14 protein-coding genes are annotated in these 14,524 nt (G+C 75.5%); 9 read left to right on the top strand and 5 right to left on the bottom strand.

Features of this window, described 5'->3' with window-relative positions; genetic code table 11:
- Positions 1–13 precede the first annotated feature (13 nt).
- Complete coding sequence (locus tag ACZ6ZT_RS02175) at positions 14–1,309, top strand: hypothetical protein (protein ID WP_469714694.1); 1,296 nt, start codon at positions 14–16, stop codon at positions 1,307–1,309.
- On the opposite strand, the gene ACZ6ZT_RS02170 is transcribed toward ACZ6ZT_RS02175, so the two are convergent.
- Entirely contained in the window at positions 1,263–1,658 is a 396-nt protein-coding gene (locus ACZ6ZT_RS02170; RefSeq protein WP_469714693.1) for a hypothetical protein, read from the bottom strand. The genes ACZ6ZT_RS02175 and ACZ6ZT_RS02170 overlap by 47 nt on opposite strands.
- Before the next feature lie 57 nt (positions 1,659–1,715).
- On the opposite strand from ACZ6ZT_RS02170, the gene ACZ6ZT_RS02165 reads away from it, so the two are divergent.
- From ACZ6ZT_RS02165 to ACZ6ZT_RS02150, 4 genes are all read left to right on the top strand, one after another.
- Positions 1,716–3,077, top strand: coding sequence for a sensor histidine kinase (locus ACZ6ZT_RS02165; protein WP_469714691.1), 1,362 nt, complete (start codon positions 1,716–1,718; stop codon positions 3,075–3,077).
- Positions 3,074–3,754, top strand: coding sequence for a response regulator (locus ACZ6ZT_RS02160; RefSeq protein WP_469714689.1), 681 nt, complete (start codon positions 3,074–3,076; stop codon positions 3,752–3,754). The genes ACZ6ZT_RS02165 and ACZ6ZT_RS02160 overlap by 4 nt, the downstream gene beginning before the upstream one ends.
- Before the next feature lie 177 nt (positions 3,755–3,931).
- Positions 3,932–4,975, top strand: a complete 1,044-nt coding sequence (locus ACZ6ZT_RS02155; RefSeq protein ID WP_469714688.1) for an alpha/beta hydrolase — start codon at positions 3,932–3,934, stop codon at positions 4,973–4,975.
- A complete protein-coding gene (locus ACZ6ZT_RS02150; protein ID WP_469714687.1) occupies positions 4,972–6,192 on the top strand; it encodes an acyltransferase family protein in 1,221 nt (406 codons plus the stop codon). The genes ACZ6ZT_RS02155 and ACZ6ZT_RS02150 overlap by 4 nt, the downstream gene beginning before the upstream one ends.
- Positions 6,193–6,265: 73 nt before the next feature.
- Here ACZ6ZT_RS02150 and ACZ6ZT_RS02145 read toward each other — a convergent pair whose 3' ends face one another.
- Complete coding sequence (locus ACZ6ZT_RS02145; RefSeq protein WP_073908177.1) at positions 6,266–6,688, bottom strand: DUF350 domain-containing protein; 423 nt, start codon at positions 6,686–6,688, stop codon at positions 6,266–6,268.
- A 355-nt stretch (positions 6,689–7,043) separates the two neighbouring features.
- On the opposite strand from ACZ6ZT_RS02145, the gene ACZ6ZT_RS02140 reads away from it, so the two are divergent.
- Positions 7,044–8,954, top strand: coding sequence for an ABC transporter ATP-binding protein (locus ACZ6ZT_RS02140; RefSeq protein WP_469714686.1), 1,911 nt, complete (start codon positions 7,044–7,046; stop codon positions 8,952–8,954).
- Between the two features lie 101 nt (positions 8,955–9,055).
- On the top strand, positions 9,056–10,132 hold the full coding sequence (locus ACZ6ZT_RS02135; RefSeq protein WP_469714684.1) for a DNA polymerase III subunit beta family protein: 1,077 nt from the start codon (positions 9,056–9,058) through the stop codon (positions 10,130–10,132).
- Positions 10,133–10,196: 64 nt separating this feature from the next.
- Here ACZ6ZT_RS02135 and ACZ6ZT_RS02130 read toward each other — a convergent pair whose 3' ends face one another.
- Positions 10,197–10,907 (bottom strand): FadR/GntR family transcriptional regulator, encoded by a 711-nt coding sequence (locus ACZ6ZT_RS02130; protein WP_469714683.1) that lies wholly within the window; start codon positions 10,905–10,907, stop codon positions 10,197–10,199.
- 148 nt (positions 10,908–11,055) lie between these two features.
- Between ACZ6ZT_RS02130 and ACZ6ZT_RS02125 the strand changes: the two genes are divergently transcribed.
- Positions 11,056–11,562, top strand: a complete 507-nt coding sequence (locus ACZ6ZT_RS02125) for a gluconokinase (protein WP_469714681.1) — start codon at positions 11,056–11,058, stop codon at positions 11,560–11,562.
- A 52-nt stretch (positions 11,563–11,614) separates the two neighbouring features.
- Positions 11,615–13,012: a GntT/GntP/DsdX family permease gene (locus tag ACZ6ZT_RS02120; protein ID WP_469714680.1), complete on the top strand. Its 1,398-nt coding sequence runs from the start codon at positions 11,615–11,617 to the stop codon at positions 13,010–13,012.
- Here ACZ6ZT_RS02120 and ACZ6ZT_RS02115 read toward each other — a convergent pair.
- Positions 12,960–13,247 carry a hypothetical protein gene (locus ACZ6ZT_RS02115; RefSeq protein WP_469714679.1) on the bottom strand — a complete coding sequence of 96 codons (288 nt, stop codon included), beginning with the start codon at positions 13,245–13,247 and terminating at the stop codon, positions 12,960–12,962. The two genes, ACZ6ZT_RS02120 and ACZ6ZT_RS02115, sit on opposite strands and share 53 nt — an antisense overlap.
- A complete protein-coding gene (locus ACZ6ZT_RS02110) occupies positions 13,244–14,455 on the bottom strand; it encodes a hypothetical protein (RefSeq protein WP_469714678.1) in 1,212 nt (403 codons plus the stop codon). The genes ACZ6ZT_RS02115 and ACZ6ZT_RS02110 overlap by 4 nt, the downstream gene beginning before the upstream one ends.
- Positions 14,456–14,524 lie beyond the last annotated feature (69 nt).

Here is a 14,524-nt window from a genome sequence, read left to right as displayed (position 1 = left end):
ACAGGAGCGATGCATGCGACGTACGTTGACGGTGGCGGCGGCCGTGGCCGCCGCGACCCTGCTGTTGCCCGGCGGGCCGCTGCCCGTCACGGAGCCGGGCGGGGCGCAGGCGGCGCCGGGCCGTTGGACCGCGCGGGAGGCCACCGCCTTCTGGACCCCGGACCGGATGGCGGCGGCCCTTCCGGTCCCCGCCCCCGCCCTGGCCGTCTCGGCGACGGCCCCCTCGGCGGCCTCCCCGACGGGGCCCGGCCCGGCGGCGGCCGGTGCCCCGGGAGCCGCCCCCGCGCCGGCCGCTCCCGCGCCCGCCGGACCGTCGACGGTCCGGCCGGTGGCGGCCGTGCCCTCACCGAAGGGCCCCGCACCCGGCGTTGACGTACCCGCCGTTCCGGGGACGGCGACGGGGACCGGGACCGGGACGGGCGCCACCACCGGCCCCGCGCCGGCGGCCGACGCCCCGGCGCCCCCCGCTCCGGCCCCTCCCGCCCCGGAACCGGCGAAGGAACCTGCGCCGGAACCGTCGGCCGACCCGACGCCGGACCCGGCCGGGACGCCCCCCACCCGCGCGCCCGCCGCCGTACCCGGCACGAGCGGAGTCGGCCGGGACTTCGACGGGATCCCGGTCGTCGGGCGGATGTACGCCATGAAGGGCTCCGGCTCCTACTTCTGCACGGCCAGCGTGGTCTCCTCCCCCGGCGGCAACATCGTCCTCAGCGCCGGGCACTGCCTGCTCGGGTCGGACACCCGCCAGGTGGCCTTCGTACCGCGGTACACCCGCGCGAACCCGCGGCCGTACGGGATGTTCCCGGTGCTGCGCGACTCCGACGGGCACTCCGCGGTGTGGATCGACCAGCGGTACAAGGCCCAGGGCGCCGAGCGGGCGGCCACCCTGGACGTGGCCTTCGCGGTCGTCGGCCCGAACGCCGACGGCCTCCGGGTGGAGGAGGCGGTCGGCGGCAACCGGCTCGTGACGGGAGCCGCGTACGCCCACTCCGGGGTGACCCTGATCGGCCACCCGGCGTCGGCGCCCCGGCCCCGCGTGTGCGTCAACCGGACGACGAAGTTCACCAGCACCGACCCGGACAGCCCAGGCTCGTTCCTGCGCATCGACTGCACCGGCTTCCCGGGCGGGACCAGCGGCGGCCCCTTCATCGCCCACTACGACGAGGGCTCCCGGACGGGGGAGGTGATCGGGGTGATCGGCGGCTGGAAGACCGGCGGCCCGACGGCCGACACCTCCTACAGCCCCTACTTCGGCGCCGAGGTCAGGAAGCTGTACCAGGAGGCGGTTGCCGGGGCAGAGCAGTGGTGAGCACCCGCTCCCACCGGGTGCGGCGCGGGTTGCCGACCGTGCGCGGGGTGGCCGGCACCTCGTCGGCGGTCAGCGGGTCGGCCGGGGCCAGCTCCAGCTGACGGCGCAGGTCGGCGAGGGCCGCGTGCACGGGCGCCAGGATGACCTCGGCGCGCGGGTGGATGTGCGCGAGGGCGTGCGCGGTGGTCTCGATCGTCTCGGCGGCGTCCTCGGCGGCGGTCCGGCTCCACCCGCCGGGCTCGCCGCCGCCCCAGGGGACGACGGCGTCGTAGAGGTCGCAGGCGGCATCGGCCGCGGCGTCGGCCCGTTCACCGACACCCGGCGCCGCGATGGTCGGCAGCAGCTCCATGCCGGGTCAACGAGCGGAGCCCGCCGGAGGAACGAAAGCGCTTAGGGTGGGGGGATCATGAGCCTCAAAGCCCGTACCCCGGCCAAGGAGAAGCGCGGGAAGCGACGCGGGCGCGAGCCCGGTGCGCCCGCGTCCGAGCGGTTCGCCGTCGTCCTGCGGACGCCCGCCGGCCCGGGTGAGGCCCTGTTCGCGCGGGCGCCCAGGCGCTGGCAGCGGGCGCTGCCGTACACCGTCGTCGCCGTCTTCGTGATGTCGCTGCTGCCAGTGACCATCGCCGTCCTGACCAACGACTACGCGGCGGGCGGCGGCTGGGCCGGCGCGCTGGGCGTGGCGCAGACGGTGCCGCTGCTGCTGGCGGTGACCCGGCCGGTGCCCGCCTGGGGCATGGTGCTGGCGGCCGACACGGTGGGGGCGTTGCTGCTGCTGGACGCCGACCGGCTGGGCGGGCATTCCTGGCCGTGGCCGCCGATGGTGATCGTCGGGTACCTGGTGCTGATGATCTGCCTCGGGCTGCGCGAGCCGGTGCGGACCCTGATCGGGGTGTGGCTGGCCACGGGCGCGGCCGGGGTGGTGCTGGGCTTCTTCCAGCCCGCCGGGGTGACCAATACCGTCGCGCTGCTCTTCGTCCTGAGCGGCGCGGTCCTGGCCCTGACGGGCGCGCTGCGGCAGCTGGGCGACGCCCGGCAGCGGATCGCGGAGCAGGAGAGCATCAGCGAGGCGGAGCGGTCGCGGCGCACCCTGCTGGAGGAACGGGCCCGGATCGCGCGGGAGTTGCACGACGTGGTGGCCCACCACATGTCGGTGATCACCGTGCAGGCCGATTCGGCGCCGTACCGGCTGCCGGGCATGGAGGAGCCCGTACGGGAGGAGTTCGCGGCGATCGCGGCCGCCGCGCGCGAGTCGCTGGGCGAGATGCGGCGGCTGCTGACGGTGCTGCGCGGCGACGGGACGAACGGCGGGGACGGCGCGGGCGGCGAGCGGGCCCCGCAGCCGGGGATCGACCGGATCCAGCAGCTGGTGGAGGCGACCGTACGGGCCGGGCAGCCGGTGGAGTTGTCGCTGGCGCTGGGCGCGGGCGAGGAGGTGCCGCCGGCGGTGGACCTGTCGGCGTACCGGATCGTGCAGGAGGCCCTCGCGAACGTGGTTCGGCACGCCCCGGGGGCGCGGACCCGGGTCTCGGTGACGCGGTCCGAGGGGACCGGCGACGTACTGCTCCTGGTGGTCAACGGCCCGGCGCCGGACGCCGTGGTGCCGCTGGAGGCCTCGGGCACGGGCCACGGGCTGGTGGGCATGCGCGAACGCGTACGGTTGACCGGGGGGAGCCTGGACACCGGCCCGCTGCCCGATGGCGGCTTCCGCGTCGCCGCGCGGCTGCCCCTGACCGACGCCGACCGCGACGCCGACAAGGATTCCCGTTGACCATCCGTGTGATCATCGTCGACGACCAGGCCATGGTGCGCGCGGGGTTCGCCGCGCTGCTCTCGGCGCAGGCCGACATCGACGTGGTGGGCGAGGCTCCCGACGGCCGGGAGGGGGTGCGGGTGTCGCGCACCCTGCACCCCGACGTGGTGCTGATGGACGTACGGATGCCCGAGCTGGACGGGCTCTCGGCGGCGCGCGAACTGCTCGACCCGCCGCCGGGGGTGGTGCACCGGCCGAAGGTGCTGATGCTGACGACCTTCGACATCGACGACTACGTGTACGAGGCGCTGCGCGCGGGCGCGTCCGGGTTCCTGCTCAAGGACGCCCCGCCGGCCGACCTGATCGCGGCGGTCCGGATCGTCGCCTCGGGCGAGGCACTGCTGGCCCCGTCGGTGACCCGGCGCCTGATCGCGGACTTCGTCCGGCAGCGCCCGGCCCCGCGCAAGGACCCGGCGCTGCGCCTGAACGGCCTGACCCCCCGGGAGACGGAGGTCCTGGAACTGATCGCCCGGGGCCTGTCGAACCAGGAGATCGCCGCCCATCTGGTGCTGGCGGAACAGACGGTGAAGACCCACATCGGCCGCGTCCTCGGCAAACTCGACCTGCGCGACCGCGCCCAGGCCGTCATCTTCGCCTACGAGGCCGGCCTGGTCCGCCCGGGCGACACGGGCTGAACCCTCCGGCCGTCCGCCGCGCGGCCACGACAGCGGGCGGCTTCTCGGGTCTCCCGGCCGAGCGCGTCTCCTCCACCCCCTACCGGGGTATGACCTCGGACTTGGCTCCCCGGTGCGACGTGCGCGCGGGTGCCGGCTTCTTACCTTCCTCCTCGTCACGAGGAGAGGAGAAGGGGCATGCGCCGCTTCGCAAGGACGTTGGCCGCGGTCGTGCTCGCGGGGGGTGTGGTCGGGGGGACCGCCGGATGGGCTTCCGGGGACGCGCAGCGGGCCGTGACCGGGCCGCCGCCCGGGAGTGCCGCCTGGCGGGCCGATGCCGTGGACGGGCGGGCGCTGCCCGATCCGGCCGACTCCACGCCGCGCGAGGTGGCCCGGTTCTTCGCCGGGCTGGACGAAGGGGCCCGGCGGGAGCTCGTCCGCAGGCATCCGTCCGTCGTGGGCGGCCTGGACGGCGCTCCCGTGGCCCTGCGGTACGAGGCCAACCGGCTGGCGGTGCTCGCCACCGGGGAGGCACGGTTCGCCTCCCTCGCCTCTCCGGGGCGGCGGATCCTGGCGTTCGACCCGCGCGGGCGGGGGCAGGTCGTCGAGGTGTTCGGGGATCTGGAGCACGCGGAGCACGTCTCGGTGATCGTGCCCGGGTCCGACAACGACGCCGCCTCCTACGACGCCCCGCGCGCGCCCGGCACCGGGCCGGCCGGGATGGCCAGGGCCCTGTGGGCGGCCGCGGGCGAGGGTACGGCCGTCATCGCCTGGACGGGATACACGACGCCGGTCGGGGTCGGCCTGGACGCGGCGGACGGCCGGCTCGCCGAGGCGGGGGCGGTGCGCCTCGCCCGGTTCGCGGCCGGGCTCGACGCCGTCGGGGTGCCCGATCCGGCGCTGTTCTGCCACAGCTACGGCTCGGTGGTGTGCGGGATCGCGGCCCGGCGGACGGACGCCGCCGACATCGTGGTGTTCGGGTCGCCCGGGATGCGGGCGGACAGCGTCGCGGGGCTCGGTACGGGGGCCCGGGTCTGGGCGGGCCGGGGGCCTTCGGACTGGATCGCCAACGTCCCGAACGTCGAGTTCGCGGGGCTCGGACACGGCGCCGACCCCACCTCCGCCGCCTTCGGCGCCCGCCCGGTCCCCGCCGCCGACGTGCGCGGCCACACCGGCTACTTCGCCGCCGGCACCCGGTCACTGGCGGCCTTCGCCGCGATCGCGAAGGGAGAGGCCCGATGAGCGTCCTGGACCTGGCGCGGGAGAGCGCCGTACGCATCGACCGCGAGACCCCCGTCCACCGTGACCGGGCGATCGACGGGCTGCGCGCCGTCGCCCTGCTGGCGGTGCCGACCGGGCACTGGCTGCTCGGCGGGTTCACCCTCGGCCCGGAGGGCGCTCTGCACAACGCCAGTCCGCTGTCCGCCTTCGGCGCGCTGGCTCCGGCGAGCTGGGTGCTCCAGATGCTCGGCATCTTCTTCCTGGTCGGCGGTTACGCCTCGGTGCTCTCCTTCCACCGCCGCACCGGCTCGACCGGGGCCTGGCTCAAGGGACGGATGGTGCGGCTGGGGCGGCCGGTGCTCGGGGTGACGGCGGTGTGGGCGCTGGCGGCTCCGGTGCTGTACGTGGCCGGGGTGCCGGAGACCACCCTGCGGACCGGGGCGACGCTGGTGGTCCAGCCGCTGTGGTTCGTCGGGGTGTACGCGGCGGTGACGGCGCTGACCCCGTACTGCGTGCGGGCCGCCCGGCGGCTCGGCGGGTGGGCGGTGGCGCCGCTGCTGGCCTCCGTCGCGGTGGTGGACTTCCTGCGGTACGGGCCGCTGTCGGACGCGGTGCCGTCCTGGCTGTCGGTGCTGAACGTGCTGCCGGGCTGGATGTTCGCGTACCAGCTCGGCGTGGCCTGGGGCGAGCGGCGGATCGGGCGGCGCGGGGCGTGGCTGCTGCTGGTGGGCGGGGGCGCGCTGTTCGCGGCGCTGCTGGTGGTGTTCCACTACCCGGCGTCGATGGTCGGAGTGCCCGGCGCGGCGCGCACCAACTCGCACCCGCCGTCGCTGCTGGTGCTGGCGCTGGCCTCGGCCCAGTCGGGTGCGGCGATGCTGCTGCGGGACCGGCTGGCGCGGCTGCTGGCGCGGCCGGCGCTGTGGGCGCCGGTGGTGGTGGTCAACCTGAGCGCGATGACCGTGCTGTGCTGGCACCAGAGCGCGATGCTGGCGGCGGCCGTGCCCGCTTCGTTCGCGGGGCCGGTGGCCGGGCTGACGACGGCGCCCGTCACCGTGGGGTGGCTGGTGGCGCGGATGGCGTGGATGCCGGTGTTCGCGCTGCTGCTGGTCGCCCTCGCCCGCTACGCCCGCCGGTTCGAGGCTCCGGCGCGGGAGGGCCGGGGGGCTCCGGCGCTGCGGCGGACCGTGGCGGGGCTGCTGGCGGCGGGGTTCGCGGTGTTCGCGCTGGGGCTGGCGTAGGCCCCCACGCGCGGAGGGCGCCGCCCCCGAGTGGGGAGCGGCGCCCTCGTCGTACCGTACGGGCCCGCCCGGATCAGGCGATGGAGGCCGCCACGATCGCCGCGACGGCGAGGTTGCAGGAGGCCGTGACCCACACGGCGGGGTGCGGCTCGGGGTCGACCACTATGGCGCCGAGCTTGCCCGGGGTCACCAGGTCCAGCACCAGGAAGGCGACGGCCATCAGGACCAGGCCCAGCACGCCGAAGGCGGCGGTGGACAGCAGTCCCTTGCCGAAGTCGTCGTACGTCGTCCAGATCGAGGTGAAGACGATGCCGCCGATGCCGAGGAGCGCGGAGCTGAGCAGGAGGGCCGCGTTGCGGTTGCGCTCCTCCCAGATCTGCTTCGGGAGCTTCCCGGGCGTCAGCACGTCCACCAGGACGATGCCGAGGATCAGCAGAACGAGACCGAGGGCGCCGTATGCGCTCGTACGGCCGAGTCCGTTGACGATGTCGCTCATGGAGAAGAGGCCTGCCTGGGCGTGGTGGGGATGGGAAGGTGTGCCGAGCACGTGCGGTGGGGAGGCCGAATCTATCGCACGGCCCGGCCGCCGACCATGGGCAGGTCAGGACAGGGCAAAGGCCGGGCCCGCGCGGGACGGTGAGGCCGGGCGTGGACGCCGGTCCACCGCCCACCACTACGCCGGGCTCGCCGCCTTGTGCAGCCCCCGCCCGGCGGTATTGGTCTGCCCAGGTCCGTCCCGCCGGGGCGGGGATGGTGAACTTCCTTTGGCGGTCCCGGAGTTCCGCAGCCGTGTGGAGTTCCGGAAGCGGTTCCTTGACCTGGAGCCCGGTTGAGGTTCTAGCGTGGGGCCCATGGACATGGAAGTCACCGCCTGGCATTCGCTGCACAGCGCGATCAACGCCCAGCAGGACCGGCGCCCCCTCTCGCGGGCGAGCCTGCGCCGGATCGCCTCCTTCGCCCGCCCGCACCGGCGCGGGCTGACGCTCTTTCTGCTCCTCAGCGTGGTGGGCGCGCTCTTGGCGGTGGCCACCCCGCTGCTGGCCAGCCGGATCGTGGACGCGATCGTCCGGGGCGGCGACGACGGGCAGGTGACCCGGCTGGCGCTGCTGATCGCGGTGATCGCGCTCGCCGAGGCGGGGCTCGGTCTGCTGACGCGCAAGCTGTCCGCGACCCTCGGTGAGGGGCTGATCCTCGACCTGCGGACCGCGGTCTTCGACCACGTGCAGCGGATGCCGGTGGCCTTCTTCACCCGGACCCGGACGGGCGCGCTCGTCAGCCGTCTCAACAACGACGTGATCGGGGCGCAGCGGGCCTTCAGCAACACCCTGTCCGGGGTGGTCTCCAACACCGTGACGCTGCTGCTGACGCTGGGGGTGATGCTGAGCATCTCCTGGCAGATCACCCTGCTGGCCCTGGTGCTGCTGCCGGTGTTCGTGCTGCCGGCCCGCCGGATGGGCGCCCGGATGGCGGCGATGCAGCGGGAGGCGTCGGCGCTGAACGCCGCGATGGGCACCCAGATGACGGAACGGTTCTCCGCTCCCGGCGCCACCCTGGTCAAGCTGTTCGGGCGGCCCGCCGACGAGTCGGCCGAGTTCGCGGCGCGCGCGGCCCGGGTGCGGGACATCGGGATCCGTACGGCGATGGCCCAGTCGGCCTTCATCACCGCCCTCACCCTGGTCTCCGCGCTGGCCCTGGCGCTGGTCTACGGCCTGGGCGGCCACTTCGCCCTGCGCGGGACGCTCCAGGCCGGCGCGGTCGTCGCGCTCGCCCTGCTGCTGACCCGGCTGTACGCCCCGCTGACCGCGCTCGCGGGGGCCCGCGTCGAGGTGATGAGCGCGATGGTCAGCTTCGAGCGGGTCTTCGAGATCCTCGACCTGGAGCCGCTGATCGCCCAGAAGCCGGACGCCCGCCGGGTGCCCGAGGGGCCGGTGGCGGTGGAGTTCGACGGGGTGTCCTTCGGCTACCCGTCCGCCGACAAGGTCTCGCTGGCTTCGCTGGAGGAGGTCGCGACCCTCGACGCCCGGGGTGGCGCGCAGGTGCTGCACGAGGTGTCCTTCCGGGCCGAGCCGGGCCAGATGATCGCGCTGGTCGGCTCCTCCGGCGCCGGAAAGTCGACCATCGCCCAGCTGCTGCCCCGGCTGTACGACGCCGACGCGGGCGCGGTGCGCCTCGGCGGGATCGACGTACGCGACCTCACGGCCGACTCGATCCGCGAGACCCTCGGCATGGTCACCCAGGACGGCCACCTCTTCCACGAGTCGGTACGGGCCAACCTGCTGCTGGCCCGGCCGGACGCGGGCGAGGACGAGATCTGGGACGCGCTGCGCCGCGCCCGCCTCGACGGGCTCGTCGCCGCGCTGCCCGACGGGCTGGACACGGTGGTCGGCGAGCGCGGCTACCGGCTCTCGGGCGGCGAACGCCAGCGCCTGACCATCGCCCGGCTGCTGCTGGCCCGGCAGCGGGTGGTGATCCTCGACGAGGCCACCGCCCACCTGGACTCCACGTCCGAAGCCGCGGTGCAGGAGGCCCTGGCCGAGGCGCTGGCGGGCCGGACCGCCGTGGTGATCGCGCACCGGCTCTCGACGGTCCGGGCCGCCGATCAGATCCTGGTCGTCGAGGAGGGCCGGATCGTGGAACGGGGTACGCACGAGGAGCTGCTGGCGGCGGGCGGCCGCTACGAGGACCTGTACCGGACCCAGTTCGCCGCGCACGACACGCGAACCCCCGACGCCGTCGCGGGCGGCGCGGCCACGGGAGCATGATGCCGAAGGGCCCGGCGCCCCGGCGGGGCGCCGGGCCGGCGGATCCCGTCCGGTGGCCGCCGTTTGACCTTCGAGTGGGATGAGAGCCGATCATCGGCTCCATGGACGACACCCCCGAACTGATGGGCATCAGCGCCTTCGGCCGTCTCACCGGCCTCGCGCCGAGCGCCCTGCGCTTCTACGACGACTGCCGCGTACTGCTCCCCGCCCACGTCGACCCGGTCACCGGGTACCGGTATTACGCCGAGCCCCAGCGGGCCCGCGCCACGCTGCTGCGCGGGCTGCGCGAGACGGGGCTGGCCCTGCCCGACGTGGTCGCCGTCCTGGACGGGCCGCCCGAGCGGGCCCGGAGGGTGCTGGAGCGGCACCGCCTGGCGGTGCGGGAGTCGGGGCGGGCCGCCGACGCGGCGGTGCGCGCCGTCCTGGACACCCTCCCGGCGGCCCCCGGCCACACCGAGGTCACCCTCGGCGGTCCGGAGCTGGCGAGCGCCGTCCGGCAGGTGGCGCCGGCGGCCGGGCGGGATCCGGACGACCCCGTACTGGGCTGCGTGCTGGTGGAGTTCGACGAGGACGAGGTCCGCTTCGTGGCCACCGACCGCTACCGGCTCTCGGTGCGCACCCTGCGCCCCACCGCCGTGACCGGACCGCCCGGGCGGCTGCTGGTCGAGGCCCGGTCCCTGGCCGGGCTGGTGGTGTGGGCGGCCCGGGCGGACCGGGTGACGCTGACGGCGGGAGCGCCCGGCGCCCCCTTGGCCGTCAGCCACCCCGGCGGCACGCGCGAACTGCCGGTGACCGACGGCTCCTACCCCGCCTACCGGGACGTGCTCTCCGCGCTGGAGGCACCGCCGGTCCCCGCCCACCGGGTCATCGTGGACCGGCTCGCGCTCCTCGCCGTCCTCGACGCGCACGGGGAGGAGCCCGCCGTGGCCCTGGAGCCCGGCCCCGACCGGCTGCGGGTGGCCGGCATCGAGCTGCCGGCCGTGTGCGGGGTGTCCACACCGGTCCGGATCGGCTTCGACCCGGTGGTGCTGGGCAGCGCGCTGGAGGCCGGCGTGGGCCCGGACGTCCTGCTGGACCTCCCGTCCTGCCCGCGCCCCGCCCTCGTCCGCTCCGCCGACCAGGGCAGCTTCACCACCCTGGTCATGCCGGTCGCCCTGCCGGACGGCGCTCGGGACTGACGCCGTCCGTCCGGGTGGGGGCGGCCACGGCGGGCCCGGCCGCGGCCCCGCGCGTCCGGGACCTTCAGGGCGCGAGGACGTCGAGTTCCTCCAGCGCGCCCAGGGCGATCTGCCGGGTCAGGGCCTCGGCCGCGACGGCGTCCCCTTCCCGGACGGCCTCGGCGACCCGTATGTGGAGGGTGACGGCGGCCGGGTCCGGGTCGGGGAACATCACGGAGTGCTCGGTGCGGCCGGTGAGCACCTCGGCGACGACGTCGCCCAGCCGGGCGAACATCTCGTTGCCGGAGGCGTTCAGCACGACGCGGTGGAAGGCGACGTCGTGGTGGAGGTAGCCCGCCAGCTGGTGGCCGCGCGAGGTGCGGACCATGCCGAGGGCCGCTTCGGTGAGCTGCGCGCACTGCTCGGGGGTGGCCCGGGTGGCCGCGAGCCCGGCCGCGACGGGTTCGACCGCCGAGCGCAGGACGGTCAGGGAGCGCAGCTGCCGGGGCCGGTCGGGGCCGGCGAGGCGCCAGCGGATGACGCGCGGGTCGTAGACGTTCCACTCGTCGGCGGGGCGGACGGTGACGCCGACCCGGCGGCGGGATTCGACGAGCTGCATCGACTCCAGGACCCGGACCACCTCGCGGACCACGGTACGGGAGGCGTCGAAGCGGACGGCGATCTCGTCGGTGCGCAGCACGCTGCCGGGCGGGTACTCCCCCGCCGTGACGGCGAGGCCGAGGGTGTCCAGTACCTGGGTGTGGAGTCCTGGGCCCGGACTGCCTTCGGTGGTCATGGCGTAAGCGTACGGTGACGCCCCGGCGAACCAATGGTGTGATGTTTTACCGTCAACCTCTTGAATAAGTACTACTTAATGAGGTTCAGTGGGGGCCGCCCCGGGCTCCCCTGCCGGGTCGATGTCAACGAGGACAGCGAGGTACGACGTGAGCTCCCAGCGCGTCATTGTGGTGATGGGCGTGGCCGGCACGGGCAAGACGACCGTGGGCCGGCTGCTCGCGGAGGCCCTGGCCCTCCCCTACGCGGAGGGCGACGCCTTCCACCCGGCGGCGAACGTGGCGAAGATGTCGGCCGGCATTCCGCTGGACGACGCCGACCGCGGGCCCTGGCTGGACGCCATCGGCGCGTGGATCCGCGACCGGGCGGAGCGGGGCGGCGGCGTGGTCGCCGCCTCCAGCCTCAAGCGCGCGTACCGCGACCGGCTGCGCGCCGCGGCCCCCGGGACCGTGTTCGTCCACCTCACCGGGGACCGGGCGCTGATCGGGGAGCGGATGGCGGGGCGCACCGGCCACTTCATGCCCGCCACCCTGCTGGACTCGCAGTTCGCCACCCTCGAACCGCTCGGCGCCGACGAGGCCGGTGTCGCCGTACCCGTCGCCGGCGCCCCCGAGGAGATCACCGAACGGGCACTGGCCGCGCTCCGCGGCCTCTGACGGCCCGCCCGCCCCCCTTCCCCCACCCCTCCGCACAGTCAGGAACCCCACCGTGACCGGTCTCAGCGTCGAGACACTGGCAGCGGCCGCCCCCGGACCCATCACCTCGGCCGGTAACGCCCAGTTGGGCATCGCCGTCCTCTTGGGCATCGCCGTCATCGTCCTGCTCATCACCCGGCTGAAGATGCACGCCTTCCTGGCCCTGACCGTCGGTTCGCTGGCGCTCGGATCCTTCGCGGGCGCCCCGCTGAACAAGACGATCGCCAGCTTCACGGCCGGCCTCGGGGCCACGGTCGCGGGCGTCGGCGTCCTGATCGCCCTCGGCGCGATCCTCGGGAAGCTGCTGGCCGACTCCGGCGGCGCGGACGAGATCGTGGACACGATTCTGGCCCGCGCCAAGGGCCGGGCCATGCCCTGGGCCATGGTGCTGATCGCCTCCGTGATCGGACTGCCGCTCTTCTTCGAGGTCGGCATCGTGCTGCTGATCCCGGTGGTGCTGCTGGTCGCCAAGCGGGGCGGTTACTCGCTCATGCGCGTCGGCATCCCGGCACTGGCCGGCCTGTCGGTGATGCACGGGATGATCCCGCCACACCCCGGCCCGCTGGTCGCCATCGACGCCCTGCACGCCAACCTGGGGGTCACGCTCGCGCTCGGCGTCGTCGTCGCGATCCCGACCGTGATCATCGCCGGGCCGCTCTTCTCCCGTTACGCGGCCCGCTGGGTGGACATACCGGCGCCTGAGCGGATGATCCCGCAGCGTCCGTCGGCGGAGCTGGAGCGCCGCCCCCGCTTCGGGGCGACCGTCTTCACCGTGCTGCTGCCGGTGGCCCTGATGCTGGTCAAGGCCCTCGTCGACATCGTCGTCGACGACCCCGCCAGCGGGGTGCAGAAGGTCACCGACGTCATCGGCTCGCCGCTGATCGCCCTGCTGACGGCCGTGCTCGTGGGCATGGTCACCCTCGGCCGGGCCGCCGGGTTCACCCGGGAGCGGCTGTCGTCCACGGTGGAGAAGTCCCTCGCCCCGATCGCCGGCATCCTGCTGATCGTGGGAGCGGGCGGCGGCTTCAAGCAGACCCTCATCGACGCGGGCGTCGGCCAGATGATCCTGGACCTCTCGAAGAGCTGGTCCATCCCTGCCCTGCTGCTGGCCTGGCTGATCGCGGTGGCGATCCGGCTGGCCACGGGCTCGGCGACGGTCGCCACCATCTCGGCGGCCGGTCTGGTAGCCCCGCTCGCGGCGGGCATGTCCACGACGGAGACCGCGCTGCTGGTGCTGGCGATCGGCGCCGGTTCGCTCTTCTTCAGCCACGTCAACGACGCCGGGTTCTGGCTGGTCAAGGAGTACTTCGGGATGAGCGTCGGCCAGACCCTGAAGACCTGGTCGGTGATGGAGACCCTCATCTCGGTGACGGGCCTCGGCTGCGTGCTGCTCCTGTCACTCGTCCTGTGACACCCCCGTGCACCCCGTCGAGCTGGGCGGCGGCGAGCGCGAAGCCGTCCGCGGCCCGGGCACAGCGCTCCGCGACGGCGGCGACCTCGGCGCGGAAGGCGTCGGCCTGCGGGCCCCGCCAGTCCAGCGCGGCGGCGCCCGCCCGCAGCCGGCGGGCGTGGGAGCGCAGGGCCGCGCAGTGGCTGCGCAGGCCGTCGGAGGGTCCGGGCGGGGGCAGCCGCGGGGTGTCGCTCACGGGTGGCTCCAGGAGTCCGGGGCCGACGGGCGGCCGGTGTCGTCGCCGAGCGGGAGCAGCCGGCTGCCGGTGACCCGCCCGGCGACGGCGAGCGCATCGGCGTCGACGGCGCGGGCGGCTGCCGCCGAAGCCAGTACCCGCACCCGGGTGCGGGGGTCGGCGGGGGTCCGGGCGCCGGCCGGGGCGCCGGCCGGGGCGCCGGCCGGGGCGCCGACGGCGAACAGGTGGGTGACCGTATAGACGGCCGTGAACTCCCGGTCGGCGGCCAGGTCCACTGCGGTGCCGGCGCCCCTGCCGTGGCCGACCAGGACGAGTGCGCAGCCGGAGGGGACCACCGCGCGCAGGGCCCGGGCCACGTCCCGGGCCCGCGGCGCGTCCCCGTCGGCGAGCTGGACCACGTACCGGGTCGTGTTCCCGGGGCCCGTCAGCCGCTGGACCAGCGGGGTGTCGGCCGCGCCGGGCCGTGCCGCGTTGCGCAGGTACCCGGCGAGGGTGCCGGTGGTGTCGAGTGGGCCTGGCCGTCCGGGCGCCGGGCCGGGCTCCCCGTCCGGGCGGGGCCCCCGGGAGAGGAAGGCGCGCAGCGCGGCGCCGAGGCCGAGGAGCGGCTCCGGGGTCCGCGCGCGGCCGGTGGCGACCTGCCAGCCCGCGTGGTCGTTGAACGGGTTCTCGTCGGTCAGGGCCTGCCAGGCCAGGATGTCGGCGAAGGCCGGCGCCAGCAGGGTGAAGGCGTGCGCCGGGCCCCGCTCGCGCAGCATGCTCCGGAAGGCGCGGGCCGCCTCGTCCTGCCGGCCCTCCGCGACCGCCGCCAGGACGGCGGCGCAGTAGGGGTCGGCGAGCAGATCGGGCCGGTCCGCGCCGGCGACGCGGATCCGCGCCTTCAACCCGCAGACGGCGGTGGTCACCGCGAGGCTCTCCCGGCCGGCCAGGATCCCGGCGAACCACCCCGCCCGGGCCACGCCCCGCCCGCGCGGGGCCCAGCCGAGGCCCGCCGGGTCGGTGAGCGTGCGCAGCAGGGTCCGCCAGGCCCGGCGCCGGCGGCCGCCGCGCCCGACGAGGGCGGCGACGGGCAGGCGGGCGCCGAGGGCGATCCCCGAGGCGTACCGGGCGGCTTCGCCCACGGCGTCGGCGGCCTCGGCCAGCTCCCGGCACAGGGCGTCGAGCGCGTCGACGTCCGGGTCGGTGGCCGGCACGGTCACGGCGTCGGACATGGGCTCCTCGCGGGGGTGCGGAAGGGCTGCGGCCGGTGGGACCGTCCACGGGCCACGGCCCGGCCGGGC

It is taken from the genome of Streptomyces sp. NPDC102258 (assembly GCF_055584685.1).
The sequence above is the reverse complement of the archived record's forward strand: the minus strand, read 5'-3'. Positions and strand labels throughout refer to the sequence as shown.